This is a genomic window from Streptomyces sp. NPDC005070 (assembly GCF_053600395.1).
The window spans coordinates 34,995-61,478 of record NZ_JBSFZS010000019.1 but is presented as its reverse complement, the minus strand read 5'-3'; the positions used below and the strand labels follow the sequence as shown (position 1 = coordinate 61,478).

The window sequence follows — 26,484 nt, the reverse complement described above, 5'->3', positions numbered from 1 at the left end:
GCCCCGGACCGTCCACGTCACTGCCGGGGCTACGCCGTGTGCTGGGCGGCGAGGCGCACGGGGGCGTTCTGGGCGCCGTAGCCCTGGTATCCCGCGTCGCGCTGGAGGAGTTCGAAGAAGACGCGGCCGACGGTGCGGGTGTAGCAGTGGCGGAAGACGCCGCCCGCGTCGCGGTCGTAGAGGATGCCGAGTTCCTGGTAGGTGTCCAGCTCCTCGTCGGTGAGGTCGAAGCGGGCGGCGAGGTCGTCGTAGTAGTTGGCGGGGATCTTCAGCAGGCGGCCGCCGGCGGCGCGGAAGCGGCGGGCGGCGGCGATCACGTCGTCGGTGGCGAGCGCGATGTGCTGGGCCGGTGCGTCGCCGTCGGTGGGTGCGGCGCCGACGGTGGGTGCGGCGCCGACGGTGAGGACGATGCGCACGGCGCCGTCGGCCGTGCTGACGGCGCGGCTGCGCAGCAGTCCGTAGGGATCGGCGACGTCGACGCTCTCCTGGGGGCGCAGGCCGAGGACGCCGCGGTGGAAGAGGGTGGCTTCGTCGAAGTGGTGCCGGGGCTGGGTGAGTGCCACATGGTCGATGCGGCCGACGGCGGCCGGGTCCGTGGAAGCGGCCGCGGTGGCTGCGGCGGGATGCTCGTCGACGGGGGTGAAGTCGGTCTGCCAGTCGGGCAGTTCGGGGCGGCCGCTGGCGCAGAAGAAGAGTTCGGTGCCGTCGGGTGCGGCCACCGCGTCGAGCGGGACGTCCTCGGGGGTGCGGCGGCGGGGCAGCACCGGGGCGAGGAGAGCTTCGGCGCGGCGGGCGGGTCCGAGTCGCTGCGCGGCGACCTGTGGATCTGCGACCTCGGCCACCGCCCCGGCCCCGGATCGCTCGCGCGGGCGGCGGGCTCCCTGGGGTGCCCGGTGCTGCGCGGCGGGAGCCTGCTGGTCCACGCGGCGGCACACACGTTCCGCCTCGTCACGGGCCGACCCGCGCACACCTCGCACATGCTGGGCGACTTCGCCGACCTGACGGCCGCACCGGCCGCCCACAGCTGAGGCCGGCATCACTCGTACCGCCCTCGCCATGCCCCTCAGCACGGGATACGCACAGATCGCGGGCCTACCTCCATCGAAAGAGCCGGACGTATCGTCGAGAGAGGCGGAGGTACAAAAGACTATTCACTCGTTCCGTCGGGGGACGTCAACACCCCGGTCGGAACGAGGGACGGGGGCAGCATGCACGGCCTGTCGAAGGCATCCGGACCCGGTGGCGCGGCTCGAACGCCGTCGCCCGAGCCGGTCCCGTTCGCACCGGGATGCGTCCTGTGGGACCTCGCGGGTGACGTACGGATGCTGTTCGCCCTGCCCGCCGCTCTCGTGCTCCAGGTCGCGCACCCGGCCGTCGGTGCCGGCGTCGACGACCACTCGGTCTTCCGCACCGACCCCTGGGGCCGCGCGCGGCGCTCGCTGCAGTCGCTCCAACTGTGGGTCTACGGCGGCGAGCAGGCCCTGGAGGAGGGCCGCCGGCTGCGGCGCCTGCACCGGACGATCTCGGGCACGGACCGTCACGGCCGCGCCTATCACGCCCTGACCCCGGCCTACTACGCCTGGGTCCACGCCACCGCCTACCCGGTCTTCATACGGGCGGCGGACTGTCTCGCCCGCCCCTTGGACGAGGACGAGCAGCGCCGCCTCTACGACGAACTCCTCCAGCTCGGTGACATTCTCGGCATCCACCGCCGTGACATGCCGCCCACACCGGAGGCGTTCTGGCGGTACTTCGATGCGATGGTCCACGACGAGCTGGAGGCGACGGCCGTCGTCCGGGAACTCCTCGACCCGCACCGGCCCGTCGCGCTCCCGGACGGATCGCCCGCCCTGCTCCGGCGCCTCTGGCCGCTGCTGCGCCCGCCGCTGGCGCGGTTGAACGTGTTCGTCACGACCGGCCTGCTGCCGCCCGCGGCACGGAAGCGGCTCGGCCTCACGTGGAGCGCCCGGGACGAGCGCCGGCTGCGCCGCTTCGGGGCGGTCGTCCGCAGAACCGTCCCGTTGCTCCCGGAGCGGCTGCGCTACCTCCCCCTCGCCTACGCCGCGCGCCGCTCGGCTGCCGGACTTCCCTCGCCCAGAACACACGCGGGGCGGTGACCAGGACCTTCGGAGCGTCCTGAGCGATGCGGCGTCCGTGTCTCGGCTCAAATCGGTTGCCGTTCAACGGAGTTGCCGGTCGGTCCGGTGACGATCCCATGCGTGATGCGTCTGTTGCTGGGGATGTACGTGAGGAGACACACAGGCCCCGGGCGCACAGTGAGGTGCTGCAGAGATGGATCGCACATTCCACCCCCGTTCACGGAGAATCGTCCCGCTCGCCACCCTGACCGCCGCGGCCTTATTGCTCGCCTCGGGGTGTACCAGCAGCTCGGGCGGCAAGAAGGCCGAGGAGAGCGGGGGCGGTGGCGCCGCGGGCAGGGCGAACACACCGCGGATGACGGTCGCCCTGGTCACCCACCAGGCGCCCGGCGACACGTTCTGGGACATCGTCCGCAAGGGCGCCGAGGCCGCGGCCGCCAAGGACAACATCAGGCTCGTCTACTCGCACGACCCGAACGCGGGCGAGCAGGCCAACCTGGTGCAGAACGCGATCGACCAGAAGGTCGACGGCATCGCCATCACCCTGGCCAAGCCCGACGCCATGAAGGACGCGGTGGGCAAGGCGACTTCGGCCGGCATACCCGTCGTGGGTCTCAACTCCGGTCTCAGCGACTGGAAGAAGCTCGGCCTGATGGAGTTCTTCGGCCAGGACGAGACCGTCGCGGGCGAGGCACTCGGCAAGAAGCTGAACGCGGAAGGGGCCAAGAAGGCCGTCTGTGTCATCCAGGAACAGGGCAACGTCGGCCTCACCCAGCGGTGCGACGGCGTGAAGAAGACGTTCAGCGGCACCACGGTGAACCTGTACGTCAACGGCACCGACATGCCGTCCGTGAAGTCGACGATCACCGCCAAGCTCAAGCAGGACCCCGCGATCGACTACGTCGTCGCGCTGGGTGCCCCGTACGCCCTGACCTCGGTGCAGTCGGTCGGCGACGCCGGCAGCAAGGCGAAGATCGCCACCTTCGACCTCAACAAGGAACTCACCGGCGCCATCAGCAAGGGCACCATCCAGTTCGCGGTCGACCAGCAGCCCTACCTTCAGGGCTACTTGGCGATCGACTCGCTGTGGCTCTACAAGAACAACGGCAACTACAGCGGTGGTGGCGAGCAGCCGGTGCTCACCGGTCCGGCGTTCGTGGACAAGAGCAACGTCGACACCGTCGCCGAGTTCGCCACGAAGGGCACTCGGTGATGAGCACGGCCGGGCCGACGGCGACCGCGCCGCCGGCTCCCGGCCCCCGGACGACCGCGGGGCGGACGACGCGACGCCCCCTGGCACTGCGGCTGCTCGCCCGCCCCGAGGTCGGGGTGTTCCTGGGCGCCGCCGCCGTGTTCGTCTTCTTCCTGATCGCGGCGCCGTCCGTGCGCTCAGGCAGTTCGATGGCGACCGTGCTCTACCAGTCCTCGACGATCGGCCTCATGGCCCTGCCCGTCGCCCTGCTGATGATCGGCGGCGAGTTCGACCTGTCCGCCGGTGTCGCGGTGATCACCTCGGCACTGACGGCGAGCATGCTGAGCTACCAACTCACCATGAACGTGTGGGCGGGTGTCGTGGTGGCGCTCGTCCTCTCGCTCGCGATCGGCGCGTTCAACGGCTGGATGATGGTCCGCACCGGCCTGCCGAGCTTTCTGGTGACGCTCGGGACCTTTCTGATCCTGCAAGGCGTGAACCTCGCGGTCACCAAGCTGGTCACCGACAACGTCGCCACCGACGACATCAGCGACATGGACGGTTTCGGCCAGGCGAGAAGGGTCTTCGCCTCGTCGCTCGACGTCGGCGGTGTCCAGGTGAAGATCACGGTCGTGTGGTGGCTCGTCTTCGCGGCGCTCGCCACCTGGGTGCTGCTGCGCACCAAGTACGGCAACTGGGTCTTCGCCGTCGGCGGCGACCAGGACAGCGCCCGCGCGGTCGGCGTACCGGTGACCTTCACCAAGATCACGCTGTTCATGGCGGTCGGCTTCGGCGCCTGGTTCGTGGGCATGCACCAACTGTTCTCGTTCAACACCGTGCAGTCGGGTGAAGGTGTCGGCCAGGAACTCATCTACATCGCCGCGGCGGTGATCGGCGGCTGTCTGCTCACCGGCGGCTACGGCTCCGCGATCGGCCCCGTCTTCGGCGCCTTCATGTTCGGCATGGTGAACCAGGGCATCGTCTACGCCGGCTGGAATCCCGACTGGTTCAAGGCCTTCCTCGGCGTGATGCTGCTCGGCGCCACGCTCGTCAATCTGTGGGTCCGCCGCGCGGCGACCCGGAGGTGAACCGACCCATGGCAGACAAAGGATCCGGAACCGTGCGCACCGTACGCCAGGACACCCGTCCCGGTGACGGCGACGCCGCGATCGTCGAGCTGCGCGGGGCGGGCAAGTCGTACGGCAACATCCGCGCCCTGCACGACGTCTCCCTCACCGTCCGTCCAGGCCGGGTGACCTGCGTCCTCGGCGACAACGGCGCCGGGAAATCGACCCTCATCAAAATCATCTCGGGGCTCCATCAGCACAGCGAGGGCGAGTTCCTCGTGGACGGTACGGCGGTGCGCTTCGGCAGCCCGCGCGAGGCCCTCGCCCGCGGCATCGCCACCGTCTACCAGGACCTCGCGACAGTGCCGTTGATGCCTGTGTGGCGGAACTTCTTCCTCGGCTCCGAGATGACCAGGGGCCCCTGGCCCGTACGCCGGCTCGACATCGCCCGGATGAGGCGGACCGCCGACGAGGAACTGCGCAACATGGGCATCGTCCTCGACGACCTCGACCGGCCGATCGGCACGCTCTCCGGCGGGCAACGCCAGTCCGTGGCCATCGCCCGCGCCGTGTACTTCGGCGCCCGTGTCCTCATCCTGGACGAGCCGACCGCCGCGCTCGGCGTCAAACAGTCCGGTGTCGTCCTCAAGTACATAGCCGCGGCCCGCGACCGCGGGCTCGGCGTCATCTTCATCACCCACAACCCGCACCACGCCTACATGGTCGGCGATCACTTCAGCGTGCTGCGGCTCGGCACGCTCGAACTCAGCGCCGACCGCGGCGAGGTCGGCCTGGAGGAGCTCACCGACCATATGGCGGGCGGCGCCGAACTGGCCGCGCTCAAGCACGAGTTGGCGCAGGTGCGCGGGGTCGACGTACAGCGGCTCCCGGAGGCGGACGGTCTTGCGGCGCCGGCACCGGACCTCCCCGGCGATTCCCCCTGACGCTCCCCGTCGGCCGGACGCCCGATGCGGCCGACGGACCCGGCACAGAGGACGGGCCGGCGGCCAGTCGCACCCCGGCCCGGAAAGCCATACCGGCAGCCGGGGACGCGACTGCCTGCCGGGCCCGCGACGGCCTGCCGGGGGACGAGCCCGCCGCCCCAGGAGGGCGGCGCCGGACTTCCCCGGATGGCATCGCCGCAGGACAGCGCCCCTCACGGCCCGGATCACACCCCCGGAGGGGCGGCGGTCACGGTAATGGAGGAACGGTTACGCTGAGATCATGCCGTCCACACGTCGTACCGCGCGCCAGACCGACCTGCTCCAGCGGCTGGTCGCGTTGCTGGTGGCGGAGGGCTTCGCGGCGTTCACGCTCGACGAGCTGACCGAGCGGCTGCACTGCTCGAAGACGACGCTGTACCAACTGGCTGGAAGCAAGCAGGAGTTGGTCCGGGAGGCGGTGAAGCACTACTTCCGGGAGGCCGCCCAGGCCGTCGAGAAGAGGGTGGCCGACACCTCCGCGCCCTCCGAGCGCGTGGTGGTCTACCTGGACACGGTCGCCGAGCAGCTGCGACCGCTCTCCCGGCAGTTCCTCGACGACATGGCCCAGTTCGAACCTGCCCGCGAGGTGTACGAGGCCAACACGCGCCTCGCGGCGGGAAGGATCCGGCAGTTGATCGCCGACGGCGTGGCCGCCGGGGCGTTCCGTGACGTCCACGCCGCGTTCGTGGGCGAGGTCGTGGCCGCGACCATGCAGGAGATCCAGCGCGGCGAGGTGGCCGCACGCACCGGGCTGAACGACGCCGAGGCCTACGCCGAGCTCGCCTCGCTCATCGTGCACGCCGTCTCCCCCTGACGCGGTCCACCCCTGACGCCGGCGATCCCTGACGCCGGCGATCCCTGACATCGGTCATCCCTGACGCCGACGTCCCCGACGTCCCCGACATCCCCGACATCCCCGACATCCCCGACATCCCCGACGTCCCCGACGAGCGGCGTCGAGCGGCGTCGCGAGAGCCACCCACGCCCCGAGGCGAATCCGTCGACGGTCCGCATGGCCTGGTGGTACCAAAAACGATACTGTTGTATCGCCTGGCGTATCAATATCGTCCGGCGAACCGCCACCACCGAGGACATGCCATGCCCGCGACCCGCACCCTCCCCACGCCGGAAGCCGTCGACCTGATCGCTCTGACCCGCGAGCTCGCCGAGAAGGAGCTCGCCCCGCGCGTCGCCGAGGCGGAGGCCGAGGGGCGCTTCCCCCGCGAGGTCTTCCGTACGCTCGGACGGGCCGGGCTGCTCAGCCTGCCCTACCCCGAGGCGTTCGGCGGCGGCGAGCAGCCCTACGAGGTCTACCTCCAGGCCGTGGAGGAGATCGCGGCCGTGTGGGCGAGCGTGGCGGTGGGCGTCTCGGTGCACGCGCTGTCCTGCTTCGCCCTCGCCGAGTTCGGCACCGAGGACCAGAAGCGGGAGTGGCTTCCGGACATGCTCGGCGGCGAGCTGCTCGGCGCCTACTGTCTGTCCGAGGCCCACGCCGGTTCCGACCCCTCCGCGATGCGCACCCGGGCGGTCCGGGACGGCGACGACTACGTACTGAACGGTGCCAAGGCCTGGACCACGCACGGCGGGCACGCCGACTTCTACACGGTCATGGCCCGTACGTCCGACGAGGGCTCGCACGCCATCTCCTGCTTCCTCGTCCCGGCCGACACGCCAGGTGTGGTGGCCGATCCGCCGGAGCAGAAGATGGGCCTGACCGGGTCCGCCACCGCCACCGTGCGCCTGGAGAACGTGCGCGTCCCCGCGAGCCGCCGGATCGGCGAGGAGGGCGCGGGACTCAGGATCGCGTTCGCCGGACTGAACTGCGGACGGCTCGGCATCGCGGCCGTGGCCACGGGCCTCGCCCAGGGGGCGCTGGACCACGCGCTGCGCTACTCGCGGGAACGGGAGACCTTCGGCCGGCCCATCATCGAGCACCAGGGACTGGCCTTCGTCCTCGCCGACATGGCCGCGGCCGTGCAGGTCTCCCGGGCCACCACGCTCGCCGCCGCCCGGCTCAAGGACGAGGGGCTGCCGTTCCAGTCCGAGGCGTCGATCGCCAAGCTGATCTCCACCGACAACGCCATGAAGATCACCACCGACGCGGTCCAGGTACTGGGCGGCGCGGGCTACACCCGCGACTTCCCGGTCGAGCGCTACATGCGCGAGGCCAAGGTCATGCAGATCTTCGAGGGCACCAACCAGATCCAGCGCCTGATCATCGGCCGCGGCCTGAAGGAGAGCGACCGCGGCAGCCTCCGGGTGAGCCACGCCGGGAAGTAGCCGGCACGGTACGGACCCGCCGGGCGGAACCGGTGAGTGCGGTCCCCGCACTCACCGGAAGAACGTCCGGGCACGTGATTATCGCCGCCCGAACACCGATACTTCCCAGTGTGAGCTCCACGCACCGCCGACCCGCTCGTCGGACGGCCCAGCGGTTCTTCTCACCAGGAGGTTCCCATGAAGATGCTCATCAACGTGGCGGAGACGGTGGTGGCGGACGCGCTGCGGGGCATGGCGGCGGCCCATCCGGAGCTGACGGTGGACGTCGACAACCGCGTGATCGTACGCAGGGACGCACCGGTCGCGGGAAGGGTCGGCCTCGTCTCCGGCGGCGGGTCCGGGCACGAGCCGCTGCACGGCGGATTCGTGGGCCCCGGGATGCTGTCGGCGGCGTGCCCCGGTGAGGTCTTCACGTCCCCGGTGCCCGACCAGATGGTGCGGGCCGCCGCGGCCGTGGACAGCGGCGCGGGCGTGCTGTTCATCGTGAAGAACTACACCGGCGACGTCCTCAACTTCGACATGGCGGCGGAGCTGGCCGAGGACGAGGGCATCCAGATCGCCAAAGTGCTCGTCAACGACGATGTGGCCGTCACCGACAGTCTGTACACGGCAGGCCGGCGCGGAACGGGCGCGACGCTGTTCGTCGAGAAGATCGCGGGGGCCGCCGCCGAGGAGGGTGCGCCCCTGGAGGTGGTCGAGGCACTGGCCCGGCGGGTCAACGACAACTCCCGCAGCTTCGGCGTCGCGCTCAGCGCCTGCACGACCCCGGCCAAGGGCAGCCCGACGTTCGATCTGCCGGCCGGGGAGCTCGAACTCGGTGTCGGCATCCACGGCGAACCGGGCCGGGAGCGGCGCGCGATGATGACGGCGCGCGAGATCGCCGACTTCTCCGTGCATGCCGTTCTGGACGACCTCGCGCCGCGCAATCCGGTGCTGCTCCTCGTCAACGGCATGGGCGCCACCCCCCTGCTGGAGCTGTACGGCTTCAACGCGGAGGTCCAGCGGGTGCTGACCGAGCGGGGCATCCCGGTGGCGCGCACCCTCGTCGGCAACTACGTCACCTCCCTCGACATGGCGGGCGCCTCGGTGACCCTGTGCGAGGTGGACGAGGATCTGCTGCGCCTGTGGGACGCGCCGGTGAAGACGCCGGGGCTGCGCTGGGGTGTGTGAACGCCGTCGGCGTGCCCCGAACGGCAGGCGGCCCACGGGCCCTTGAAGGGTGGCCAGGTCAACTTCCGTACCACGCAAGGAGATTCCGTGCTCGACGCCGATTTCTTCCGCCGTTGGATGACGGCGACCGCAGCCTCGGTGGACCGCGAGGCGGAGCGGCTCACCGACCTGGACTCGCCCATCGGTGACGCCGACCACGGCAGCAATCTGAAGCGCGGATTCGCCGCCGTGACCGCCACCCTGGAGAAGGAGGCCCCGGACACCCCCGGTGCCGTTCTCACGCTCGCCGGGAGGCAGTTGATCTCGACGGTCGGCGGCGCGTCCGGGCCGCTGTACGGCACGCTGCTGCGCCGGACCGGCAAAGCGCTCGGCGGCGCCGCCGAGGTCACCGACGAACAGTTCGCGGACGCGCTGCGCACGGGCGTCGACGCGGTGATGGCGCTGGGCGGAGCCGTTCCCGGCGACAAGACCATGGTCGACGCCCTGGTTCCCGCGGTCGACGCGCTCACCGAGTCGTTCGACGCGGCCAGGTCCGCCGCCGAGGAGGGGGCCGTGGCGACGACGCCCCTGCAGGCCCGCAAGGGCCGCGCGAGCTATCTGGGCGAGCGCAGCATCGGGCACCAGGACCCCGGTGCCACCTCCTCGGCCCTGTTGATCGCCGCACTCGTGGAGGCAGCCGATGAGTGACACCGAGGAACGACGCGTAGGAATCGTGCTGGTCTCGCACAGCGCCGCCGTCGCCGCTTCCGTGGCCGAACTGGCCATGGGCCTGGCCGGTGGCGGCGCGGTCGCTCCGGTCGCGCCGGCGGGCGGCACCCTGGACGGGGGGCTCGGCACCAGCGCGGACGTCATCGCCGCCGCCGCGGCCTCCGTGGACCGCGGAGCCGGGGTCGCCGTGCTCACCGACCTGGGCAGTGCCGTGCTCACCGTCAAGGCGTTGCTCGCCGAGGGCGACGAACTGCCGGACGGCACACGGCTGGTGGACGCTCCCTTCGTCGAGGGAGCGGTGGCCGCGGTCGTCACGGCCTCGGCGGGCGCCGACCTCGCGGCCGTGGAGGCCGCGGCGGCGGAGGCGTACACCTACCGGAAGGTGTGAGGACCGGGAGCGCGAAAGCCCGTATCAGGTGATTCCGTTCGCCGCGAAGATCAGGGCCGAGCGGATGGTCGCCGCCAGTTCCGAGCGGGCCTTCGCAGGGTCGGGATCCGGCTCGTCGGTGCGCCACGCGTAGTGCTCGACGGCCGCGCGCAGCGCCGCGTTGAGCATGGCGGCCTGGATCTCCGAGCGCAGGTCGACTGCGCCGAGACCGGCGCGGTCGGCGAGCGCGCGGGCGAACACCGGCTCGGCCTCGTCGTGGGCCTGGAGCCAGACGGCACGCAGTCCCGGTTCGGTTCGGGTGAGCCTCAGCAGCGTACGGACCCTGGGCGGCTCGGGCCTGAGCATCGAGCCCTCGCCGCTCGTGGACGCCCGTTCCAGGGCGTCCTCCAGGGGGGCGCCCTCGGGCCAGGCCCGCAGCGCCGCCGCGATCGCGTCGATCCCGGCCGCGAACAGGGGGCTCACGCAGCTTTCCTTGCCGGGGAAGTAGCGCCACAGGGTCCGCGTGGACAGGCCGACGGCCTGGGCGATCTGGTCGCCGGTGGTGGCGGCGACGCCCTGGTCCACGAACAGTTCCACCGCGGCGCGGGCGATCTCCAGCCGGATCTCGGCCTTGCGTTCGTCGGTGAGCGGCGGTCGCCCGGTACGGCCGTGGCCTCGGCCGGGGTGTTCGCCGATCGCGCCGTCCGGCACTGGTGACTCCTCGGTTCTGGGTTCCGTCCGCGGAAGCCGCCGCCGTCCGGGACCGCGGCTGCGGTGAGTCTAGCGATCTCCGATCCCTTCCAGGACGATCTCCCCCAAGACTTTCTGTCATTCAGCGACAATAAGTCGTACTGTGGCGGCGCGGGACGTCGACCGCACCGGCAGACAACCTCTGGGAGAACGTCATGAGCACCACGGGAACGGACGGCCGCAGCATCATCGTCACCGGCGCCGGCTCGGGCATCGGCCGCGCCACCGCCCTCGCCTTCGCGGCTCAGGGCGCGCGGGTGGTCGTGGCCGATCTCAATGCCGAGGGCGCCGCGGCGGTCGTCGCGGAGATAGCGGCGGCCGGCGGGAGCGCCGTGGCGGTGACGGGCGACCTCAGCGAGCAGGCGGTCGTCGACCGGGTCACCGCGACCGCGGTGGAGCGGTTCGGCGGGGTCGACGTGCTGGTCAACAACGCCGGGATCATGGACCGCATGTCGGCGCCGGCCGAGGTCGGCGACGCGGAGTGGGAGCGGGTCATCCGCGTCAACCTCACGGCCCCGTTCCTGCTCACCCGGGCCGTGCTGCCGCACATGCTCGCCGCCGGCAAGGGGGTCGTGGTGAACACCGCCTCGGAGGCGGGCCTGCGCGGCAGTGCCGCCGGAGCCGCCTACACCGCCTCGAAGCACGGCGTCGTGGGGCTCACGAAGTCCCTCGCCGTGATGTACCGGGACAAGGGCATCCGCGCGAACGCCATCGCCCCGGGCGGCACCAGCACCGGCATCACCGTGGACATCGAGCCGGGCGCGCACGGTCCGGCCGTCCTCGGCGCCTACATGGGCAACGTCGGCCGGCTCGCCGAGGCGGAGGAGCAGGCCGCGGCGATCGTGTTCCTCGCCTCGGACGCGGCGAGCAACATCAACGGCGTGATCCTGCCTGTCGACAACGGCTGGGCGGCTGTCTGACGGCGAAGCGGCCCTCAGCCGTCGCCCAGGAGTGCCCGGGCCAGCCTCTCCCCCGTCGCCACCGCGGCGGCGTGGTCCTCGATGGGTGACACCCGGGCGTTCTTGAACACGAGGTAGGTGACCCCGGAGGGCGTCCCGCCGCCGCGGGGATCGGGACGGATTCCGAGCCCCACGGCCGTCGCGTACGAGGCCTCGCCGATGATGTCCTGCGGACCGGTGTCACCGACGACGGCGTACTGGACGCGGTCCCGGTAGATGACGGCCGCGACCGAGCCGGGCCCGATGCCGTGGTCGCGGAAGTTCCAGATGCCGCTCTCCGCCGGTACGACGATGTAGGGCAGGGTCTCGGCACTCAGATATCGGCCGTCGGACTGCGTGAAGGCCGTGGACTCGGAGAAGAGCGGGTCGGTGCGGCTGTTGCACAGGGGGCCCGCCCTGCCGTCGCAGTCGATGTCCATGTCGGCCGTCCAGAAGACCGCGCCCGGGATGCCGCAGACCGGAATGTCGGCACGGGTGCCGTCGTCGCTGCGGTATCGCCCGTGCGAGACGGGGACGCAGCCGCCGAGTCTCGCCAGCAGGTCGGCGGCCTCGACGGAGCCCTCCCGTGCGGGCGTTGCGGGGCTGCCGGGGCGGCCCGTGTTGGAGGTCGTGGACAGCACCACGGGGGCCGAGGCGAGCAAGGCGGCTGCGGCGGCCGCGGCCAGCGTCAGCGACTGGACACGCACGATGGGAGACCCTCTCCTGGGGGACATGGACGCTCATTCGGCCAAATCTGGTGGGCCTTTGACAGCGCGTCCACCGGGAGGGGGCCGGACGGTGCACGGCCACATCCGCGGGCGCCAGGCGGCCGAGGGCCCGAGCCGAACCCGGCTCCGGCCGCTCGGCCGCACACGCCGGCGCGGGATCAGCGACGACAGCGTTCCGCGCCGTGGGCAGGAACTCCCCTGACAGTGGGGCGAGTTCACACCGCGTCGAGGATCAGCATACGTACCCCCGTGACGGTCCGGTCGACGACGTCCGCCCTCTTGATGTGGCCGCGTCACCCGTGTCTTATAGGTACAGACCAATCCCGTCGAGGGAGGGCAGACCCGTGCGACGCGTTCCCCCCACCGTCCCGCGCACCCTGGTGTGCGGAGCGCTGCTCGCGCTCACCTCCTGCGGCTGGGGCGCCCCCGCGTCCGGCCGGGGCGAGCGGGTGCCCGCCGCGGCGACGGGCGTGACCGCCGCCGCGGGGAGTTCGACCAGCGTCCACGTCATGTGGAACCTGACCCTCGAGGACCCGAGGATCACCCGCTACGAGGTGTATCGCGGCACCATCAAGGTCAAAGAAGTGCCGGGTTCGGAGCACATGGTGGACATCACGCGGCTCGAACCGTCCACCGCGTACGTCTTCAGGGTCCGGGCCCGGAACGCGGACGGGGTCCCGGGGCCGCTCAGCCGGCCCGTGCGGGCCACCACCCCCGCGGCGGGTGCGGCCGACCGCACCACGCCCACCCGCCCCGGCAGCCCAAAGGGGAGGGCCGTCGGCGGCAGGGCGGTCCAGCTCTCCTGGACGGCGTCGTCCGACACGCGGGGTGTGGCCTCGTACGACATCTACCAGGGCACGTCGAAGATCCACAGTGTCGGGGGCACACAGACGGCCGCCGTCGTCACCGGGCTGCGGCCGGGCACGGACTACGTGTTCACCGTGCGGGCCCGCGACGCCGCGGACAACGTCTCGTCACCGAGCGGCTCCGTCAGGATCAGCACCGCGCCGGGGCCGGAGGACGACCGGAGCACGGCACCGGCCGGCTTCCGGGCGACGACGCACCGGCGCGACGGGGCGTACTACATCGACCTGGCCTGGACCGCTCCCGAGGTCGACGGGGTGATCACGGAGTACCGGATCCAGCTCGACGGACGTGCCGTGACCTCGCTCGTCTGGGGCGGCAGCCCACCCATCGGCACCTGCACCCACAGCTTCTACATCGGCCGGGACGCGGGCGTGACCCACCGGGTACGGCTGCGGGCGAAGCTGCCCGACGGCACATGGGGCGCGCCGTCCCCGGAGCGCTCCGTGACGACGGGACGCTGACCGCCACCACCCCGGCATCGGCGCCGCGCAGTCCGCCGGACGATGGAATTCGTCACCTGCCCGGTCCCCGTCCGCATGCGGGCCCCGGCCAGGGCGCATTGGCTCGCACTGAGGCAGCACGGGCCTTTCCAATCCTCGGCGGCGCATGGGATGTACCGCCAACCGTGCCGCTGGAGGGCAGATCCTATGCGTACCACTCAGAGACTTCTCCGCTCAGGCCTGACCGTGGCCGCCACCGCTGCGCTTCCGCTCACCCTGGCCGCCCCGGCGGCCGTCGCATGGGGTTCCGGGATCTCCGTGAGCACCAGTGGCACCTCGGTCTCGGTCACCACCAGCGCCTGCCCGAGCAACGGGAGCAGCTTCGGCAACGCCTCGCTGCTCTCCAGCGGGCAGAGCAACTTCGCCCAGGGCCGACAGATGCCGCTTACCGGGACGAGCAGCAACCAGTCGGCGGCCTGGACGGGCGTGAGCCCCGGGACGTTCACGGTCATCGTCGTCTGCCAGGACGGAACGACGGCGGGCACCCAGGCGATCGTCGTCGCCGCCAGCGCGGCACCCGCGACGCCCACGATCTCGACGACGGTCTCGCCGTCGCCGTCGCCGTCGCGTGGCGTCATGGGCGGGCTGGGCGGAGCCGTGAAGGACTACGGCACGGCCACGGTCGTCGGCGGCGGGGTCCTGGTCGTGGCCGGCACGGTGGCGGCGGGCTGGTTCCTGCGCCGCCGTTCCAAGCCGCACCGGCTCTGATCCGAGGTCCGTCGCGACGGGCGGCCGTTCCGCCGACTCCGGTCACGGACGGCCGCCTCGTGCCGGGTCCAGCCGTGCCGGGCGATGCTCAGTCGCTCGCGCGCATGCTCTCGAACTCGGCCAGGGCGTGGGTCAGCCACCGGGTCCAGAAGGTCTCCAGGTCGATGCCGGCGCGCAGGACGAGGTGGCGCAGCCGGTCCTCGGGTGTGCTCTTCCCCGGCGGGAAGTCCCGGTCCTGGATCTCCTCGTACTCGGCCAACTGGCTCCGGTGCAGGGCGAGATGCCGGCGCAGATCGGCCTCCACGCCCTCGACGCCCTCGGTGCCGACGACGGCCGCGGCACGCAGACGCAGCAGCATCGTGTCGCGCAGTGGCTTCGGGTCCTGCGAGGCGGCGGTCCAGCGGGCGAGTTCGGCGCGGCCGGCGGGCAGGACCTCGTAGCTCTTCTTCTGGCCCCGGCTGTGCTGCTCGGGAGGCAGGGCCTTGATGAATCCCTCGGCCTCCAGTTTTCCCAGCTCGCGATAGATCTGCTGGTGCGTCGCCGACCAGAAGTAGCCGATCGACTTGTCGAACCGCCGGGTCAGTTCGAGGCCGGACGAGGGCTTCTCGAGCAGGGCGGTGAGGATCGCGTGCGGGAGTGACATGGGGTCATCCTAGGGAGCCCCGCGGGTGCCGCCCGGTGACCGGCCGTGCTCCCCCGGACAGCGCGACAGGCACTCGCCCCGGCGGAACTCGGTGAGTCCGCCGGGGCGAGCCGGGTCACGCGTCCCCGGGCGCCCGCCGGGTGGTGCACGGTGGCCGTCCGGGGCGGCGGGTCAGCGGGTGAAGGTCACCCGCTGCTCCTTGAAGGCGCCGCAGTTGGAGCCGGACACCTGGGTGTACACGTTCTTGATCTGGCCGCCCCAGTCCACGCAGTGGCCCTTGCCGTACACGTACGTCGGTCCCGCGTACGACGTGTACCGGCCGTAGTCGTCGTCGCCCAGGCCGGTGTCGGAGACATAGACCCACGCGGACATGTCCACGGCGGTGCCCGGGCTGTTGCGGATGGTCGTGACGCAGTTCTTGCCGTTCGAGGAGTTGTACGTGAGGTAGACGGTGCCCAGGGAGCCGATGGGCGCCGAGTTCACGGTCTTGTAGGCGCTGCCGCAGACCTTCTGCGGTGTGGTGTTGGCCGCGGCCGAGGCGGGCGCCGCCAGAGCGGCGGTGGCTCCCACCAGCACCGCCGCGAAGGTGCCGGCCATCAGGGCGGAACGGTTGAATCCCATTATTTCCCCCTTGTGGATCTTTGGAGGCGTTTGCTCCTGCCTGATGTGACCCACGACACCCCGAAACGGTTGTGCCCCGCCGCAGAAGTTGTTTCCTAGAGCGCCGCCGCCAGTTCCGTGCCCTGCTTGATGGCGCGCTTGGCGTCCAGTTCTGCGGCCACGTCGGCGCCGCCGATGAGGTGGACACCGCGGCCCGTGGCGCGCAGCGCCTCGTACAGGTCGCGGCGCGGCTCCTGTCCGGTGCACAGCACGATCGTGTCGACCTCCAGGACCTGGCTGTGGCCGTCGACGGTGACGTGCAGTCCGGCGTCGTCGATCCGGTCGTACCGGGCACCCGGAACCATGGTGACGCCCCGGTGCTTGAGCTCGGTGCGGTGGATCCAGCCGGTGGTCTTGCCGAGTCCGGCGCCGACCTTGGACGCCTTGCGCTGCAGGAGGTGCACCGTGCGCGGCGGGGCGGGCCGTTCGGGGGCGCCGAGGCCGCCGGGGGTCCGGTAGTCCATGTCGACGCCCCAGCTCCGGAAGTACGTCGCCGGGTCCTCACTCGCCTTGTCGCCACTGTCGGTGAGGAACTCGGCGACGTCGAAGCCGATGCCGCCGGCGCCGAGGATGGCGACACGGTCACCGACGGGGGCTCCGTCGCGCAGGACGTCGAGGTAGCCGACGACGCTCGGGTGGTCGACGCCCGGGATCTCCGGGGTGCGCGGGCTGACACCCGTGGCGACGACGACCTCGTCGTACGCCGCCAGGTTCTCCACGGTGGCCGGTGTGTTCAACCGGACGTCCACGCCGTGGAGTTCGAGCTGGGTGCGGAAGTAGCGGATCGTCTCGTCGAACTCCTGCTTGCCGGGGACCTTGCGGGCCACGTTGAGCTGGCCGCCGATGTCGTCCGCGGCGTCGAACAGCGTGACGTCGTGGCCTCGTTCGGCGGCGCTGACGGCGCAGGCGAGTCCGGCGGGCCCGGCGCCCACGACGGCGACGGTCTTGCGCAGCCGGGTCGGCGCGAGGACGAGCTCCGTCTCGTGGCAGGCGCGCGGGTTGACCAGGCAGGAGGTGATCCTGCCACTGAAGGTGTGGTCGAGGCAGGCCTGGTTGCACCCGATGCAGGTGTTGATGGCCTCCGGGCGTCCGGCCTCGGCCTTGGCGACGAAGTCGGGGTCGGCGAGCATCGGCCGGGCGAGGGAGACCATGTCCGCGTGACCGTCGGCGAGCAACTGCTCGGCGATCTCCGGGGTGTTGATGCGGTTGGTGGTCACCAGCGGGATCGAGACGGAGCCCATGACCTTCTTGGTCACCCAGGCGTAGGCGCCGCGGGGCACCGAGGTCGCGATGGTGGGGATGCGGGCCTCGTGCCAGCCGATGCCGGTGTTGATGATCGTCGCTCCGGCGGCCTCGACGGCCCGCGCGAGCGTGATGACCTCGTCGAGCGAGGAGCCGCCGGGCACCAGGTCGAGCATCGACAGACGGTAGATGATGATGAAGTCGTCACCGACGGCCTCGCGGACGCGGCGGACGATCTCGACGGGGAAGCGCATCCGGTTCTCGTACGAGCCGCCCCAGCGGTCGTCACGCCGGTTGGCCTGGAGGGCGATGAACTCGTTGATGAGGTAGCCCTCGGAGCCCATGATCTCGACGCCGTCGTAGCCGGCCTGCCGGGCGAGCCGGGCGGCGCGGGCGTAGTCGTCGATGGTCTGCTCGATCTCGGCGTCGCTGAGCTCGTTCGGCACGAAGGGGCTGATCGGGGCCTGCAGCGCGCTGGGGGCGACCAGGTCCTGGTGATAGGCGTACCGGCCGAAGTGCAGGATCTGCATCGCGATCTTCCCGCCCTCGCGGTGCACCGCGGCGGTGATCTCGGCGTGCTGCGCGGCCTCGGCCTCGGTGGTCAGCTTGGCGCCGCCCTCGTACGGCCGGCCGGCGTCGTTGGGCGCGATGCCGCCGGTGACGATCAGGCCCACGCCGCCTCGTGCGCGGGTGGCGTAGAACTCCGCCATGCGCTCGAAGCCGCGCTCGGCCTCCTCCAGGCCCACGTGCATGGAGCCCATGAGCACGCGGTTGGGCAGCGTGGTGAAGCCCAGGTCGAGCGGGTTCAGCAGATGCGGGTAACGGCTCATCGGGCCCTCCGTGCGCGGTGTCGTACGTCTGTTGTAGACGACGGGCCGCGGGTTATGCAACTAGTTGCACAATGAGGAGGATCACTCGGCCGGCACGGGCGGGGCGGCGCGCGGCCCGGGGCGATTCGGCCGAGGGGCACGGCGCGGTTCGGCCGAGGGCCACGTCGCGGTTCAGCCGAGGGCAACTCGGGCCACGAGGGCGGCGACCGCCTCGGGCTGGTCGACCATCACCGCATGGCCCGCGTCGGGGACCGGGACCATCGTCACGTTGGGGCTGGCCTCCAGCCCGGCCCTCTCCTCGTCCTTCAGGCCGATCTCGTCACGGTCGCCGCGTACGACCCAGGCGGGCACACCCGAGTCACGGAGCCGGGCGACCAGGGTCCCGTACCGGTCCAGGTAGTCGAAGTAGCGCCGGATCATGAGCCGGCAGAACTCCGGATCGTTCTTGGCCAGGTCGGCGCCCAGCACCTCGCGACGGTCCGGGGGCACCATCCGCCCCACGACCCGCGGTGTCGCCTTGACCACGCCGATCCAGGTCAGCGCCCCGATGCCCGGCACCCGCCCGAGGCCGTTGGCGATCGCGAGCGCCTTGTCCTCGTCGGATGCCGAGAACGTCGGGGAGAGCAGGACGACGGGTCCGGCGAAGTGCCCGCCGGCCGCCATCTCCAGGGCGACGTTGGCGCCGATACTGTGGCCGACCACGACACCGCAGCCCCGCTCCGCGGCCAGGGCGCCCGCCAGCGCCGCGTAGTTCTCCATGGAGAGATCGCGCGGCGGCGTGGTGCCCGCGTGGCCCGGGAGGGTCGCGGCCACCAGCCGCACCGGCGCGGAGGCGAGCGACGGTGCGGCCATCAGGTCGTCGTAGAACACGGTGCCGCACATCCCCCCGGGCAGCAGCAGGACCCGGGCGTCCGCGTCGGCCGGCCCCGACTCCTTGATGTCCCACGCGTCGAACGTCTCGGGGGTGCTGGTCATGTCCGGGCCTTCCGCTGGCACCTGTGGTCAGCCAGAGTGTGGCGCGCGGAGCGGAAGGAACGGCTGATCAGGGGCCGAACGCGGCATGTCGTCCGCGCCCGGCCCGCCGGGTCAGGGCTTCACGCCGATCACCACGTTGGCGTTCCACTCCTCCGAGACGGCCAGGCGCGCGATCAGTCCGGCGCGGGCGAATGCCTCGACGGCCATGGGCGCCTGCCGCTCGCTCGTCTCGACGAGGAGACAGCCGCCGCGGGCCAGCCAGCGCGGTGCCTCGGCGGCGACCCGGCGCGCGAGGTCGAGTCCGTCCGCGCCGCCGTCGAGGGCGACCAGGGGTTCGTGGTCGCGGGCCTCCGACGGCAGCAGGCCGACCTCGTCGGTCGGGACGTACGGCACGTTGGCGGCCAGGACGTCGACCCGGCCGCGCAGCGTGGCGGGCAGAGCCGCGAAGAGGTCGCCCTCGTGGACCCGGCCCGCGAACGGCGCGACGTTGCGGCGGGCGCAGCGCACCGCCGCCGGGTCGATGTCGGCGGCGTGCAGTTCGGGACAGCCGAGCGAGGCGGCCAGCGCGGCGCCGACAGCGCCCGAGCCGCAGCACAGGTCCACCACGAGGGACGCGCCGCGCGCGAGCGCGACGGCCTGCTCGACCAGGAACTCCGTACGGCGCCGCGGTACGAAGACACCGGGGTCGAGGCCGATGCGCAGACCGTGGAACTCGGCCCAGCCGAGGACGTGTTCGAGCGGCAGTCCCGCGACGCGCCGGTCCACCATCGCGACGGCCTCGTCCGGGGTGCGGGCGGCGGAGCGGATCAGTTCCGCCTCGTCCTCGGCGAAGACACAGCCGGCGGAGCGGAGCGCGGCGACCATGGGGTCCACCGCGTCTGGAGCATCAGGAGAGAGAGGGGGCATGAAGCCGAGGGCCTTTCGACGAACCGAAGGGCGCTCCCACGGTCGCCGTCAGACGACGACCGGACTGCCTGGAGAGGAGAGCACCCGACCTGACACAGCGGTAATGGGTCTCACCTCCTCAACGGCTCGACGGCCGAGTCGTCCTCGGCCGGGACGGCCACCCTACAGGAACGATCAGCGCACGAGCGCGGGCAGGCGGCCGTCGCGCACCGACCGCTCGCCACCGCATTCACTCGGGTCGACATGCGGGACTCTCGCACCTCCTGCCCCAAGTTGTACTATGCAACCAGGGCAGGTCAGGGAGGTCCCGTCATGACATCCGAAGGGTCCGGTGAGCACGCCGTCACCGCGGGGACACCGGCCGACGACGTGCCGGCCGACGCCGCTGTGGAGATCATCCAGCGGGAGATGACCGTCTTCGCGCGGCGGGCCCGCGCCTCGGCGGGACGCATGCATCCCGAGCTGTCGCTGGTCTCGTACACCCTCCTCGGACATCTGGAGGAGGTCGGCGGCTGCCGGGCCACGGACCTCGCCGCGCACTACGCGCTGGACAAGTCCACGGTCAGCCGTCAGGTGGCCGCGCTGGAGCGGGCCGGGCTGGTCGAGCGGCGCATGGACCCCGAGGACCACCGCGTCCAGTTGCTGTACCTGACCGCCGCGGGCACGGAGATCCTCTCCCAGGTGACCCACAGCCGCCGGTCGGCGTTCCGCGAGCGGCTGGCGGGCTGGCCCGACGAGGACCTCTCCCGCTTCGCCGCGTATCTGCTGCGCTACAACGCCACGGCCACCGCCCACGACACAGGCGCGAGCCCGGCGACGACGGACTGACCCGGCACGTTGGGCGGTGTCACCCGTTCTGCGGTGTCATCCCATGCCCGCGGTCCGGTAGTCGTCGAGGTGCCCGGGCACCCGCGCGGCCATGAACCGTACGTTGCGGCGCAGCCGGAATCCCAGCGACTCGTAGAGGCGGATGGCGCCGGTGTTGCTCGCGGCGGTGTGCAGGAACGGGGTCTCACCGCGCTCCCGGATGCCGTGGGCGACGGCCAGGATCAGCCGCGTGGCCAGGCCCTCCCCGCGATGGCCGGGATCCGTGCAGACCGCGCTGATCTCGGTCCAGCCCGGCGGGTGGAGCCGCTCGCCGGCCATGGCGACCAGGGCGCCGTTCCGGCGGATCCCGAGATACGTGCCGAGCTCGACCGTGCGCTGTTCGAAGGGGCCCGGCTGGGTCCGTTCCACCAGGTCCAGCATGTCCGGCACGTCCGCGGGGCCGAGCCGTACGGCCTCGGCGTCGGGCGCCGCGTCCAGTCCGTCGTCCACGAGCTGGACTCCGTCGAGGCTGAAGACCACCTCCCAGCCGTCCGGGATCCTCCCGTCGAACCCGGCCAGCGGAACCTCGCCCCCGGGTCCCACCAGCGCCACCAGATCCGCCCAGTCGGCCGCGCCGGGATCATCGGGAAGCGCCAGCCAGGGCGACACGTCCAGGGGGTAGCGCAGCACCCGCCCGCGCCGCTCGGCGAAGTGCGCGTGGGGCCCGGTGAGGGAGCCGAGCGCCGGGTTGTCGAGAGGGTGACGGCCGGAGGGGGTCCCCTGCGTCTCCGGGCCCTCGAACCGTGTGGAGACGTACGCCTCGGACATCTGCTCCCTCACTCTCCTTCGCGTTGGTCACCGGTCACCGTGACACCGCTCACCGTCTGTGCGTGTACGGGCCACCGGAGTCCGCTTCAGGGGCAAGGAAGATCCGGGCGCGGCTATTCCCGGGCCGCGGGAGAGTTCATACGCACGCAACGATCGGCGGCCGGCACCGGCTCGGAGCACGATCCACGTGCGCGTACCGTTGAAGGGTCAAGCAGCGATGCGCGCCGGGACACCGACCCGCACCCGTACCGCCCGTCACCCTCGATCCGCCGGCCGTGGTCGCCGGCGACCACGCTCGATCCGCGGGCCGTCGGCCCCCGCGGTCCTGGAGGCACCACCCGTATGAACGTCACGCGAGGCTTCACCGGCCGCCCGCGCGTCCACAACGCCGGACTGCCGCCGGGACAGTACGACGCCGGCGACGACTGGCCCGTCCTGTCCGCCGAGGTGACCCCGGACCTGGCGCCCGCCGACTGGACCCTGCGGATCGACGGCCTGGTGGCCGAACCGCGGACCTGGGACTGGGAGCAGGCCCACGAGCTGCCCGCCTCGTCGTACGAGGGCGACATCCACTGCGTGACGAGCTGGTCGAAGTTCGGGGTGCGGTTCGGGGGCGTGTCGCTGGACACGTTCCTGGAGGCCGTACGGCCCGATCCGGCCGCCACGCACGCGGTCGCGTACGCGCACACCGGGTACACCGCGAACCTGCCGCTGGCCGACCTCACCGGCGGGCGCGCGTGGATCGTGTGGGAGTACGACGGGCGCCCGCTGCCGGCCGAGCACGGCGGCCCGGCTCGGCTGATCGTGCCCCATCTGTACTTCTGGAAGAGCGCCAAGTGGATCGCGGGCATCCGGATCCTCGACCGCGACGAGCCGGGATTCTGGGAACAGAACGGCTACCACGCCCGCGGCAACCCCTGGGAAGAGCAGCGTTACTCCGGTGACTGAGACCACGACCTTCGTACCGCCGACACGGTTCGCCGTGCCCGGACGCATCGCGGTGGACACACAGACTGCCACCACCTGGCAGACCGCCACACTCACCGAGATCCGGCCCGAGACCCCGCACGCGGCGACCTTCCGGTTCGCCGTTCCCGCGTGGGCGGGGCATCTGCCCGGCCAGCATCTGATGCTGCGGCTCACCGCCGGGGATGGATATGTGGCGCAGCGCCACTACTCCATCGCGTCCTCCCCCGACGACACCGGCCACATCGAACTGACCCTGGATCACGTCGACGGCGGTGAGGTCTCCGGCTGGTTCCACACAGTGGCCCGGCCCGGCGACTCCGTCGAGGTCCGCGGCCCGAACAGCGGCTTCTTCGCCTGGCCCGGGGACCGTCCCGCGCTGCTCGTCGGTGCGGGTTCCGGTGTCGTACCGCTGATGTCGATGCTGCGGCACCACCGAGCGCGGTCCCTCGACGTGCCGCTGCGCCTTCTGGTGTCCGCGCGCGGCCCCGAAGAGCTCATCTACGCGCGGGAGTACGGCGATGAGACCACCGCCGTGTTCACTCGCGCGGCCCCGGCCGGTGTGCCCGTCGGACGGATGACCGCCGCACATGTGGCGCCACTCCTGGCCGAACAGCCGCCCGGTGGGTGGGAGGCCTATGTCTGCGGTTCCAACGGCTTCGCGGAGCACGCCTCACGCCTGCTGGTCGAGGCAGGGCAGCCGGTGGACCGGATTCGGATCGAACGGTTCGGCTGAGACGTGGGTGAGCGCCGGCGAGTGCCGCTGGACCGGGTCCGACGAGGCGGCACGCACCGGACGGGTGGGCGTGCCCACGGGGCTGCGGCGCGGTGCGCGCGTCGACGTGTGGGCCGATGGGCGGGGAAGGATCGTGCGTCCGGCTCCGACCTCTTCGACGGTCCGCCAACAAGCCCTGGCCGTGGGCGTGTTCGCCACGACGGGCGCCGCCTCGGCCGTCGTCCTCGCGCATTTCCGTGTACGACGGGCCCTGGGGCGGCGACGGCCGGCCCAGGGGGAGCACGACTGGGCGCGGACGGAACCGGAGTGGACCCGACGTACGGCGTGAGGGACGCGCCGACGCCCCGTAGTCTCCCTGGTTCCCGGCGAGGACGGCCCGGAGTCTCCCCCGTTCCCCGCGCGGCTGTAGCGGGCCTCCGGGGGCGGACGTACGGTGTGATCATCCGCGCCCGTGTGCCGAAAGGTGGTCCCTGATGGCCCTGTTCGACCTCCCGCTCGACGAACTCCGCGGCTACCGCAGCGCGTCCGCCGAGCCCGAGGACTTCGACTCCTTCTGGGCCAAGACCCTCCAGGAAGCCCGCGAGCACGATCTCGCCCCCCGCTTCGAGCCCGTCGGGATCCCGCTGAAGACCGTCACGGTCCACGACGTCACGTTCGCCGGGTTCGGCGGGCATCCGATCAAAGGCTGGCTGACCGTGCCGGCCTGGGCGAACTCCCCGCTGCCCACGGTCGTCGAGTTCATCGGGTACGGCGGCGGACGCGGACTCCCGCACACGCATCTGCTGTGGGCGTCGGCGGGCTTCGCGCACTTCGTGATGGACACCCGCGGCCAGGCGAGCGGGTGGGCCGGCGGTGGGACCCCGGACCCGGTGGGCAGCGGGCCCGCCTTCCCGGGGTTCATGACGCGGGGGATCGAGGACCCGGAGACCTACTACTACCGGCGGCTGTTCACGGACGCGGTGCGCGCGGTGGAGGCGGCCCGCTCGCATCCGCTGGTGGACGCCGCGCGCGTCGCGGCGCTCGGCGGGAGCCAGGGCGGTGGCATCGCCCTCGCGGTCGGCGGTCTTGTGCCCGACCTCGCGGCGATCGCCCCCGACGTGCCGTTCCTGTGCGACTTCCCGCGCGCCACGGTCCTCACGGACCGCGCTCCCTACCGGGAGATCGGCAACTACCTCAAGACCCACCGCGGCCGCACGGAACAGGTGCGGCGCACCCTCTCCTACTTCGACGGGGTGCACTTCGCGGCGCGCGGCCGGGCACCCGCCCTGTTCTCGGCGGCCCTCGAGGACCAGACCTGCCCGCCGTCGACGGTCTTCGCGGCCTTCAACGCCTGGGCGAACGACGAGAAGGAGATCGAGGTGTACGACTTCAACGACCATGAGGGCGGCGGCCCTTACCAGCAGGCTGCGCAGTTGCGCTGGCTTCCCGCGCGCGTCTGAGGCCCGTGATGGACACGACCACGGCGGCTCGACGCTTCGTGCGGGTGTGGGAGCGGGCCCGGGCGGCCCACGACGTCGAGGCGATCCTGGAGCTGTACGCGAAGGCGTGCGTCCACCGGTCGATGCCGTTCCGGGAGCCCCACCGAGGCCGGGACGAGCTCGCCGCGTACCTCCGCTGGTCCTTCGCGTCCGAGACCACGACCGACGTCCGCTTCTCCGAACCCATGGTGAGCCAGGACGGCCGCGCGGTCGCGGAGTTCCGCGTCCTCGCGGAGGAGGACGGCAGTCCCACAACCCTCGCGGGCTGCGTCTTCGTCCGTTTCGACGCCGCGGGACTCGCGGTGGAGACCCGGGACTACTGGCACAGCGCTCCCGGCTCCGTACCAACGCTGCCCTGGAGGGCGGACTAGCGCTCTCGTGCACTGCCGGCGGCTGTCGGCGTTCCCGCCCTCACTGCCTCCGGCACCGGCTCCGGCCCGGCTCATGCCGCGTCCACCTGTGCCGTCCCGGTCGCCGAACCGGGACCTGTTCGGCCCACGGACAGGTCATGCCCCTCCGCCCTGCTGACCGAGGCGGTCCGCCTCGAGATGCGCGCGGAGGGTGGCCAGGGTCGCGGCGATGCGGGCCAGGTCTTCGGGGGGAACCTGCGCGGTCAGCGAGGCGAGTTGGCCTTCGACGACGGGGCGGGAAGCGGCCAGCAGATCCTCGCCCTCGGGTGTGAGGCGGAGGACGGACGAGCGGCGGTCCTGGGGGTGCGCTTCCCGCACGCACCAGCCCTCCGCCGCCAGCCGGTCCACCGCCTTGCTGACGGCCCCCACGGTGATCGCCAGCTCGCCGACGATGTCGAGCACACGGCACCCCGGCACCCTGCCGATGACTTCCAAAAGCTCGAACTGCCCCAGCCCCAGCCCTTGTTCGGCGCGCAGCCGAGCACTGACCGCGTTGTAGAGCCGGACCTCGACGCGGACGAGGTCGGTGAAGATCGGGGTGACGTGACTCACAAAACCTCCAATAGATTCCGGGGAATCATCTTCCTTGGAATCCAGTTGCACGGGCAGATGGATTCCAAGGAATCCATCTTCACATCCCGACCCATGGAGGCCCGACATGTCCCGACAGCAGCGCGACGCCCTGGACGCTCTGCTCCGGTCCGCCCCCCGCGGCGCGACTCGGCCCACCCTCGAAGAGCAGCGCAGCGGTTTCAGCGCGGCCATCACACGCCCCGCCCCGGACGGTGTGGCCACCCGCAGGACCGTCCTGGGCGGCCGCCCGGCCCTGGAGTTCGAGCCGGAGAAGGCCACCGGCCGCGGCCGGCTGCTATACCTGCACGGCGGCGGCTACGTCGTCGGCTCACCGGACACGCATGCCGGGCTGGTCGGCGAGCTGGTCCGCCGCGCGGGACTGCGGGCGACGTCGGTGGACTACCGGCTGGCGCCCGAACACCCCTTCCCCGCGGCCGTCGACGACGGGCTCGCGGCCTATCGCGAGCTGCTGGCGACGGGCACCCGCCCACAGGACCTCGTCATGGCCGGCGACTCGGCCGGCGGCGGGCTGGTCCTCGCCACCCTGCTCGCGGCCCGAGAGGCCGGACTGCCGCAACCAGCCGCCGTCGTGGTGTTCTCTCCCTGGGCCGACCTCACACTCGGTGGAGCGAGCATCCACTCCAAGGAGGACGCCGACCCCGTCTTCACCGAGGCCGCCGTGCGCGCCTGCGCCGATCTCTACGTTGGCGCGGGCGATCGGGCGCACCCTCTGGCCAGCCCGGTGTTCGGGGACCTCGGCGGGCTTCCTCCGCTGCTCATTCAGGTCGGGGCGAACGAGGTGCTGCTCGACGACGCGGTCCGACTGTCCGGCCGCGCGGGCGCCGACGACGTCGAGGTGACACTCGAAGTCCTGCCCGGCCTCCCCCATGTCTTCCAGCATCACTACGGCCGCCTCGACGAGGCGGACGCCGCACTCGACCGCGCCGCCCGCTTCCTCACCGGCCACTTGGGCGCCGCCCGTCCGGACGCCGACCGTCTCGAACCGGTCCGTTGACGCCGATTCCGGCGGCCGGGGCCCGGCCGCCGGAATCAAGCCGGGACCGCCCGAACGA

29 protein-coding genes and 1 pseudogene are annotated in these 26,484 nt (G+C 71.9%); 20 read left to right on the top strand and 10 right to left on the bottom strand.

The features are described from left to right. Positions 1 to 29: 29 nt before the first annotated feature. Positions 30 to 800: pseudogene (locus tag ACWEBX_RS09520) on the bottom strand (VOC family protein); the annotation flags it as partial. A 93-nt stretch (positions 801 to 893) separates the two neighbouring features. Between ACWEBX_RS09520 and ACWEBX_RS09515 the strand changes: the two are divergent. The 10 genes from ACWEBX_RS09515 to ACWEBX_RS09470 all read left to right on the top strand — a co-directional run bounded on the left by ACWEBX_RS09515 (position 894) and on the right by ACWEBX_RS09470 (position 9,887). Further along, positions 894 to 1,028 carry a hypothetical protein gene (locus ACWEBX_RS09515; RefSeq protein WP_451884329.1) on the top strand — a complete coding sequence of 45 codons (135 nt, stop codon included), beginning with the start codon at positions 894 to 896 and terminating at the stop codon, positions 1,026 to 1,028. A 180-nt stretch (positions 1,029 to 1,208) separates the two neighbouring features. Then, a complete protein-coding gene (locus tag ACWEBX_RS09510) occupies positions 1,209 to 2,117 on the top strand; it encodes an oxygenase MpaB family protein (protein WP_451884328.1) in 909 nt (302 codons plus the stop codon). 175 nt (positions 2,118 to 2,292) lie between these two features. Further along, complete coding sequence (locus tag ACWEBX_RS09505; RefSeq protein ID WP_451884327.1) at positions 2,293 to 3,312, top strand: sugar ABC transporter substrate-binding protein; 1,020 nt, start codon at positions 2,293 to 2,295, stop codon at positions 3,310 to 3,312. Continuing rightward, complete coding sequence (locus tag ACWEBX_RS09500; protein WP_451884326.1) at positions 3,312 to 4,379, top strand: ABC transporter permease; 1,068 nt, start codon at positions 3,312 to 3,314, stop codon at positions 4,377 to 4,379. Before ACWEBX_RS09505 ends, ACWEBX_RS09500 begins: the two co-directional genes overlap by 1 nt. Before the next feature lie 8 nt (positions 4,380 to 4,387). After that, positions 4,388 to 5,302, top strand: coding sequence for an ATP-binding cassette domain-containing protein (locus ACWEBX_RS09495; protein ID WP_451884325.1), 915 nt, complete (start codon positions 4,388 to 4,390; stop codon positions 5,300 to 5,302). Positions 5,303 to 5,582: 280 nt separating this feature from the next. Next, the gene (locus tag ACWEBX_RS09490) at positions 5,583 to 6,155 is read left to right on the top strand and encodes a TetR/AcrR family transcriptional regulator (protein WP_451884324.1); all 573 of its coding nucleotides are present in this window, start codon (positions 5,583 to 5,585) and stop codon (positions 6,153 to 6,155) included. Between the two features lie 284 nt (positions 6,156 to 6,439). Then, positions 6,440 to 7,621 (top strand): acyl-CoA dehydrogenase family protein, encoded by a 1,182-nt coding sequence (locus tag ACWEBX_RS09485; RefSeq protein ID WP_451884323.1) that lies wholly within the window; start codon positions 6,440 to 6,442, stop codon positions 7,619 to 7,621. 177 nt (positions 7,622 to 7,798) lie between these two features. Further along, the gene (dhaK, locus tag ACWEBX_RS09480) at positions 7,799 to 8,791 is read left to right on the top strand and encodes a dihydroxyacetone kinase subunit DhaK (protein ID WP_451884322.1); all 993 of its coding nucleotides are present in this window, start codon (positions 7,799 to 7,801) and stop codon (positions 8,789 to 8,791) included. Between the two features lie 87 nt (positions 8,792 to 8,878). Next, the gene (gene dhaL / locus ACWEBX_RS09475) at positions 8,879 to 9,478 is read left to right on the top strand and encodes a dihydroxyacetone kinase subunit DhaL (protein ID WP_451884321.1); all 600 of its coding nucleotides are present in this window, start codon (positions 8,879 to 8,881) and stop codon (positions 9,476 to 9,478) included. After that, on the top strand, positions 9,471 to 9,887 hold the full coding sequence (locus ACWEBX_RS09470) for a PTS sugar transporter subunit IIA domain-containing protein (protein ID WP_451884320.1): 417 nt from the start codon (positions 9,471 to 9,473) through the stop codon (positions 9,885 to 9,887). Before dhaL ends, ACWEBX_RS09470 begins: the two co-directional genes overlap by 8 nt. 24 nt (positions 9,888 to 9,911) lie before the next feature. Here the strand turns inward: ACWEBX_RS09470 and ACWEBX_RS09465 are convergent, their stop codons facing one another. Beyond that, positions 9,912 to 10,577: a TetR/AcrR family transcriptional regulator gene (locus tag ACWEBX_RS09465; protein WP_451884319.1), complete on the bottom strand. Its 666-nt coding sequence runs from the start codon at positions 10,575 to 10,577 to the stop codon at positions 9,912 to 9,914. A gap of 194 nt (positions 10,578 to 10,771) precedes the next feature. Here ACWEBX_RS09465 and ACWEBX_RS09460 point away from each other — a divergent pair, with 194 nt between their 5' ends. Beyond that, entirely contained in the window at positions 10,772 to 11,536 is a 765-nt protein-coding gene (locus tag ACWEBX_RS09460) for an SDR family NAD(P)-dependent oxidoreductase (protein WP_451884318.1), read from the top strand. A 14-nt stretch (positions 11,537 to 11,550) separates the two neighbouring features. On the opposite strand, the gene ACWEBX_RS09455 is transcribed toward ACWEBX_RS09460, so the two are convergent. Continuing rightward, positions 11,551 to 12,261 carry a glycoside hydrolase family 75 protein gene (locus ACWEBX_RS09455; protein WP_451884317.1) on the bottom strand — a complete coding sequence of 237 codons (711 nt, stop codon included), beginning with the start codon at positions 12,259 to 12,261 and terminating at the stop codon, positions 11,551 to 11,553. Positions 12,262 to 12,626: 365 nt separating this feature from the next. Between ACWEBX_RS09455 and ACWEBX_RS09450 the strand changes: the two genes are divergently transcribed. Next, on the top strand, positions 12,627 to 13,610 hold the full coding sequence (locus tag ACWEBX_RS09450; RefSeq protein ID WP_451884316.1) for a fibronectin type III domain-containing protein: 984 nt from the start codon (positions 12,627 to 12,629) through the stop codon (positions 13,608 to 13,610). A gap of 186 nt (positions 13,611 to 13,796) precedes the next feature. Further along, entirely contained in the window at positions 13,797 to 14,357 is a 561-nt protein-coding gene (locus tag ACWEBX_RS09445; protein ID WP_451884315.1) for a hypothetical protein, read from the top strand. Positions 14,358 to 14,445: 88 nt separating this feature from the next. On the opposite strand, the gene ACWEBX_RS09440 is transcribed toward ACWEBX_RS09445, so the two are convergent. The 5 genes from ACWEBX_RS09440 to ACWEBX_RS09420 all read right to left on the bottom strand — a co-directional run bounded on the left by ACWEBX_RS09440 (position 14,446) and on the right by ACWEBX_RS09420 (position 19,613). Beyond that, positions 14,446 to 15,000 (bottom strand): PadR family transcriptional regulator, encoded by a 555-nt coding sequence (locus ACWEBX_RS09440; RefSeq protein ID WP_451884314.1) that lies wholly within the window; start codon positions 14,998 to 15,000, stop codon positions 14,446 to 14,448. Between the two features lie 171 nt (positions 15,001 to 15,171). Next, entirely contained in the window at positions 15,172 to 15,621 is a 450-nt protein-coding gene (locus tag ACWEBX_RS09435) for a spore-associated protein (protein WP_355775977.1), read from the bottom strand. 95 nt (positions 15,622 to 15,716) lie between these two features. After that, positions 15,717 to 17,732, bottom strand: a complete 2,016-nt coding sequence (locus ACWEBX_RS09430; protein ID WP_451884313.1) for an FAD-dependent oxidoreductase — start codon at positions 17,730 to 17,732, stop codon at positions 15,717 to 15,719. 171 nt (positions 17,733 to 17,903) lie between these two features. Next, positions 17,904 to 18,707: an alpha/beta fold hydrolase gene (locus ACWEBX_RS09425; RefSeq protein WP_451884312.1), complete on the bottom strand. Its 804-nt coding sequence runs from the start codon at positions 18,705 to 18,707 to the stop codon at positions 17,904 to 17,906. A 111-nt stretch (positions 18,708 to 18,818) separates the two neighbouring features. Then, complete coding sequence (locus ACWEBX_RS09420; protein WP_451884311.1) at positions 18,819 to 19,613, bottom strand: putative protein N(5)-glutamine methyltransferase; 795 nt, start codon at positions 19,611 to 19,613, stop codon at positions 18,819 to 18,821. 408 nt (positions 19,614 to 20,021) lie between these two features. On the opposite strand from ACWEBX_RS09420, the gene ACWEBX_RS09415 reads away from it, so the two are divergent. Then, complete coding sequence (locus ACWEBX_RS09415; protein ID WP_451884359.1) at positions 20,022 to 20,441, top strand: MarR family winged helix-turn-helix transcriptional regulator; 420 nt, start codon at positions 20,022 to 20,024, stop codon at positions 20,439 to 20,441. A 36-nt stretch (positions 20,442 to 20,477) separates the two neighbouring features. Here ACWEBX_RS09415 and ACWEBX_RS09410 read toward each other — a convergent pair whose 3' ends face one another. Next, complete coding sequence (locus ACWEBX_RS09410) at positions 20,478 to 21,248, bottom strand: GNAT family N-acetyltransferase (RefSeq protein WP_451884310.1); 771 nt, start codon at positions 21,246 to 21,248, stop codon at positions 20,478 to 20,480. Between the two features lie 342 nt (positions 21,249 to 21,590). Between ACWEBX_RS09410 and ACWEBX_RS09405 the strand changes: the two genes are divergently transcribed. The 5 genes from ACWEBX_RS09405 (at position 21,591) to ACWEBX_RS09385 (ending at position 24,799) form a co-directional block, all read left to right on the top strand. Continuing rightward, positions 21,591 to 22,196 carry a sulfite oxidase-like oxidoreductase gene (locus ACWEBX_RS09405; RefSeq protein WP_451884309.1) on the top strand — a complete coding sequence of 202 codons (606 nt, stop codon included), beginning with the start codon at positions 21,591 to 21,593 and terminating at the stop codon, positions 22,194 to 22,196. Then, the gene (locus ACWEBX_RS09400; protein WP_451884308.1) at positions 22,189 to 22,950 is read left to right on the top strand and encodes a ferredoxin reductase; all 762 of its coding nucleotides are present in this window, start codon (positions 22,189 to 22,191) and stop codon (positions 22,948 to 22,950) included. The genes ACWEBX_RS09405 and ACWEBX_RS09400 overlap by 8 nt, the downstream gene beginning before the upstream one ends. Positions 22,951 to 22,957: 7 nt before the next feature. Further along, a complete protein-coding gene (locus ACWEBX_RS09395) occupies positions 22,958 to 23,278 on the top strand; it encodes a hypothetical protein (RefSeq protein WP_451884307.1) in 321 nt (106 codons plus the stop codon). Positions 23,279 to 23,423: 145 nt separating this feature from the next. Next, positions 23,424 to 24,389 carry an acetylxylan esterase gene (locus tag ACWEBX_RS09390; protein ID WP_451884306.1) on the top strand — a complete coding sequence of 322 codons (966 nt, stop codon included), beginning with the start codon at positions 23,424 to 23,426 and terminating at the stop codon, positions 24,387 to 24,389. 8 nt (positions 24,390 to 24,397) lie between these two features. Further along, entirely contained in the window at positions 24,398 to 24,799 is a 402-nt protein-coding gene (locus ACWEBX_RS09385) for a nuclear transport factor 2 family protein (protein WP_451884305.1), read from the top strand. Between the two features lie 135 nt (positions 24,800 to 24,934). On the opposite strand, the gene ACWEBX_RS09380 is transcribed toward ACWEBX_RS09385, so the two are convergent. Continuing rightward, complete coding sequence (locus ACWEBX_RS09380) at positions 24,935 to 25,390, bottom strand: MarR family winged helix-turn-helix transcriptional regulator (protein WP_451884304.1); 456 nt, start codon at positions 25,388 to 25,390, stop codon at positions 24,935 to 24,937. Positions 25,391 to 25,496: 106 nt separating this feature from the next. Here ACWEBX_RS09380 and ACWEBX_RS09375 point away from each other — a divergent pair, with 106 nt between their 5' ends. Then, entirely contained in the window at positions 25,497 to 26,426 is a 930-nt protein-coding gene (locus ACWEBX_RS09375; protein ID WP_451884303.1) for an alpha/beta hydrolase, read from the top strand. The last annotated feature ends 58 nt before the right edge of the window (positions 26,427 to 26,484 follow it).

Bases quoted from the DNA above. Each gene is read 5' to 3' on its own strand.
- ACWEBX_RS09510 (WP_451884328.1), top strand. From the start codon at position 1,209: ATGCACGGCCTGTCGAAGGCATCCGGACCCGGTGGCGCGGCTCGAACG.
- ACWEBX_RS09505 (WP_451884327.1), top strand. From the start codon at position 2,293: ATGGATCGCACATTCCACCCCCGTTCACGGAGAATCGTCCCGCTCGCC.
- ACWEBX_RS09500 (WP_451884326.1), top strand. From the start codon at position 3,312: ATGAGCACGGCCGGGCCGACGGCGACCGCGCCGCCGGCTCCCGGCCCC.
- ACWEBX_RS09495 (WP_451884325.1), top strand. From the start codon at position 4,388: ATGGCAGACAAAGGATCCGGAACCGTGCGCACCGTACGCCAGGACACC.
- ACWEBX_RS09490 (WP_451884324.1), top strand. From the start codon at position 5,583: ATGCCGTCCACACGTCGTACCGCGCGCCAGACCGACCTGCTCCAGCGG.
- ACWEBX_RS09485 (WP_451884323.1), top strand. From the start codon at position 6,440: ATGCCCGCGACCCGCACCCTCCCCACGCCGGAAGCCGTCGACCTGATC.
- dhaK (WP_451884322.1), top strand. From the start codon at position 7,799: ATGAAGATGCTCATCAACGTGGCGGAGACGGTGGTGGCGGACGCGCTG.
- ACWEBX_RS09470 (WP_451884320.1), top strand. From the start codon at position 9,471: ATGAGTGACACCGAGGAACGACGCGTAGGAATCGTGCTGGTCTCGCAC.
- ACWEBX_RS09460 (WP_451884318.1), top strand. From the start codon at position 10,772: ATGAGCACCACGGGAACGGACGGCCGCAGCATCATCGTCACCGGCGCC.
- ACWEBX_RS09445 (WP_451884315.1), top strand. From the start codon at position 13,797: ATGCGTACCACTCAGAGACTTCTCCGCTCAGGCCTGACCGTGGCCGCC.
- ACWEBX_RS09440 (WP_451884314.1), bottom strand. From the start codon at position 15,000: ATGTCACTCCCGCACGCGATCCTCACCGCCCTGCTCGAGAAGCCCTCG.
- ACWEBX_RS09435 (WP_355775977.1), bottom strand. From the start codon at position 15,621: ATGGGATTCAACCGTTCCGCCCTGATGGCCGGCACCTTCGCGGCGGTG.
- ACWEBX_RS09430 (WP_451884313.1), bottom strand. From the start codon at position 17,732: ATGAGCCGTTACCCGCATCTGCTGAACCCGCTCGACCTGGGCTTCACC.
- ACWEBX_RS09425 (WP_451884312.1), bottom strand. From the start codon at position 18,707: ATGACCAGCACCCCCGAGACGTTCGACGCGTGGGACATCAAGGAGTCG.
- ACWEBX_RS09420 (WP_451884311.1), bottom strand. From the start codon at position 19,613: ATGCCCCCTCTCTCTCCTGATGCTCCAGACGCGGTGGACCCCATGGTC.
- ACWEBX_RS09415 (WP_451884359.1), top strand. From the start codon at position 20,022: ATGACCGTCTTCGCGCGGCGGGCCCGCGCCTCGGCGGGACGCATGCAT.
- ACWEBX_RS09410 (WP_451884310.1), bottom strand. From the start codon at position 21,248: ATGTCCGAGGCGTACGTCTCCACACGGTTCGAGGGCCCGGAGACGCAG.
- ACWEBX_RS09405 (WP_451884309.1), top strand. From the start codon at position 21,591: ATGAACGTCACGCGAGGCTTCACCGGCCGCCCGCGCGTCCACAACGCC.
- ACWEBX_RS09390 (WP_451884306.1), top strand. From the start codon at position 23,424: ATGGCCCTGTTCGACCTCCCGCTCGACGAACTCCGCGGCTACCGCAGC.
- ACWEBX_RS09385 (WP_451884305.1), top strand. From the start codon at position 24,398: ATGGACACGACCACGGCGGCTCGACGCTTCGTGCGGGTGTGGGAGCGG.
- ACWEBX_RS09375 (WP_451884303.1), top strand. From the start codon at position 25,497: ATGTCCCGACAGCAGCGCGACGCCCTGGACGCTCTGCTCCGGTCCGCC.